Here is a 2,453-nt window from a genome sequence, read left to right on the forward strand (position 1 = left end):
GAGGCATTGTCAAATCCTGTGGACTGACCAGACAGCCCAATGGCCGTTCGATCAAGTAAGCGGCTTGCGGTAACGGACGTACTCGTTCTGCCGCCGGAACCCCACACTCTCGTAGAGGTCGTAGGACCGGTGCGGATTTGCCGTGCCCGTGAACAGCCGGGCGGTCATTGCACCCTGCTCGCGAAGGCTCCGCAGACCGTCCAGCAGCAGAACCCGGCCGATTCCGAGGCGTCGCTGGTCCGTCCGGACACTCAGCTCTTCGACCTCGCCCACGGTGTGGTCGTGACGGCGGATGGAGCAGAGGGCGACGCCGACCATGTCCTGCCCGTTCCAGGCAGCCCTCCAGCATGCCGGGTTGGCGGTGTCGACGAAGTCCTGGAAAGGCCATCTCTGAGTGAAACCGGTGTCCGCATACGAATCGACGACCGTCCTCCAGGCTTCACGGTAGTGGCTTGTCCCGATCGGCCCTGTCCGTATCCCGGCTGGCAGTTCGCTGCCCGGCTCGGGCACCTGCTGCAGATCGCCCAGCTCCAGCTCGACCAGGCTGAAGACACGTCGGTAGCCGGCTGCGCGCAGAAGTGCCGTGGCGTCCTGCTCGGAGGCCATGGCGTTCGCGCCGATCACTGCCGTCCGCGCCGTTCCGTGCTGTTTGACGAGTCGGCGGATCCGTTCTTCGGCCCAGCTCAGCATGGTTGAGCCGATGCCCTGGCCGCGATGCTCGGGCAAGAGGTAGCCGCGGTGCAGGTATAGCCACGTGTCGTCCCGCTCTTGCCACCACCGGATCGTCGAGTAGCCGACGACGCTCCCGTCGCGCACCACCAGGATCTGGTTCTTGGACGGCTCCTCCAACTTGGCAGAAGCTTCGGCGATCTCGGCCGCGGTCGGGAGCCCTTCCACTACCGAATAGGCATCGACCTGGTCCTGTTCAGCACAACCCCGCCGCACCGCGGCCATGGCTCCGTGGTCTTCGTCGCCGCGATACGGCCGGAACCCGAAGCCGACCGGAAGCTCATGTCCTGCCGTGCCATCCGACATGACCGGATGATCTCGAACTTCGAGGCAGGTCCGCCACCCTATTCACGCCGCGGTCGTCCGCGGCCGTTCAACGAGCTGGCCGCGTTCAAAGCGGGCCCCGGCTCGGACGAGGGCGACGAGGTGGGGTGCGTTCACGGCTCGCCAGCGGGCCTGGGCGGACTCGACGAGCTTGAAGACCATCGCCAGGGCGGCGGCCCGGGATCCGGCGCCCTTGGTGACCTTGGTCCGCAGCCGGACGGTCGCGAAGGTCGACTCGATGGGGTTGGTTGTCCGCAGGTGGATCCAGTGCTCGGCGGGGAAGTCGTAGAACGCCAGCAGCTCGTCCTCGTCATCGACGATCTTCTTGACGGCCTTGGGGAACTTCGCGCCGTACTGCCTGGCGAACGCCTTGACTGCGGCGGCCGCGTGCTCCTTGTCCTCGGCGTTGTAGATGTCCTGGATGGCCTTCTTCGCCGCGGGCTGAGCTGACTTCGGGAGGCTGTCGAGGCAGTTGGCCGTTTTGTGAACCCAGCATCTTTGGTGGCGGGTTTCCGGGAAGACCTCGTTCAACGCGTTCCAGAAGCCCAGGGCGCCGTCGCCGACGGCGAGGACGGGAGCACGCATGCCGCGCCGCTGGCAGTCCCGCAGCAGGCTTGCCCAGGACTGCGAGGACTCGCGGTAGCCGTCGGCCATCGCGATCAGCTCCTTGGTTCCGTCCGCGCGCACGCCCATGACGACCAGGACCGCGGCCTTCGCCTCCTCCAGCCGTATGCGCAGGTGGATACCGTCGGCCCAGACGTAGACGTAGTCCGTGGCGGACAGGTCGCGCTCGCTGAACGTCTTGTGGTCGGCCTGCCACTGGGTGGTCAGCCGGGTGACGGTGGCCGGGGACAGGCCGGCCGAGGAGCCGAGGAACTGCTCCAGCGCGGGCACGAAATCCCCGCTGGACAGCCCGTGGAGGTAGAGGAGCGGCAGCACCTCGCTGATCTTCGGGGACTTGCGGCACCACGGCGGCAGGATCGCCGAGGAAAACCGCTTGCGCTCGCCGGTTGCCTCGTCGATGCGCCTGTCGTTGATGCGCGGGGCCTTCACCTCGACCGTCCCGGCCGCGGTGGTCACCGAGCGGGGCTGGTGATAGCCGTTGCGGACCACCAGGCGGCGCCCGTTCTCGTCTCGCTGGTCGGCCAACTCGGCTATGTAGGAGTTGACTTCAGCCTCCAGAGCGGCGGCCAGCATCCGCCGCGCGCCGTCGCGGACGATGTCGTCGATCAGGGAGCCAGTCTCGGTCGTTCCATCGGCATTCACTACGCTCAGCACGGGCGTGCCTTCCCGACCGACGGTGCAACGTCGGCCTGCTCGATGACCAGAAGTCGATCACTCGGGAAGGTACGCCCTTCGCGTCCAACCCGAGGCCGATCCACAGGTCATGAGCATTGCTC

At 66.9% G+C, this 2,453-nt stretch carries 2 protein-coding genes; both read right to left on the bottom strand.

What is annotated here, in order from left to right; genetic code table 11:
- Positions 1-51: 51 nt before the first annotated feature.
- Positions 52-1,035 (bottom strand): GNAT family N-acetyltransferase, encoded by a 984-nt coding sequence (locus tag ABT147_RS47070; RefSeq protein WP_351418701.1) that lies wholly within the window; start codon positions 1,033-1,035, stop codon positions 52-54.
- 42 nt (positions 1,036-1,077) lie between these two features.
- The gene (locus ABT147_RS47075) at positions 1,078-2,331 is read right to left on the bottom strand and encodes an IS256 family transposase (RefSeq protein WP_351418703.1); all 1,254 of its coding nucleotides are present in this window, start codon (positions 2,329-2,331) and stop codon (positions 1,078-1,080) included.
- Positions 2,332-2,453: the final 122 nt, after the last annotated feature.

Origin of the sequence: Streptomyces sp. NPDC001868 (assembly GCF_040297125.1) — a bacterium.
In the GTDB taxonomy this organism is placed as follows: Bacteria; Actinomycetota; Actinomycetes; order Streptomycetales; family Streptomycetaceae; genus Streptomyces.

Bases quoted from the DNA above. Each gene is read 5' to 3' on its own strand.
- ABT147_RS47070 (WP_351418701.1), bottom strand. From the start codon at position 1,035: ATGTCGGATGGCACGGCAGGACATGAGCTTCCGGTCGGCTTCGGGTTC.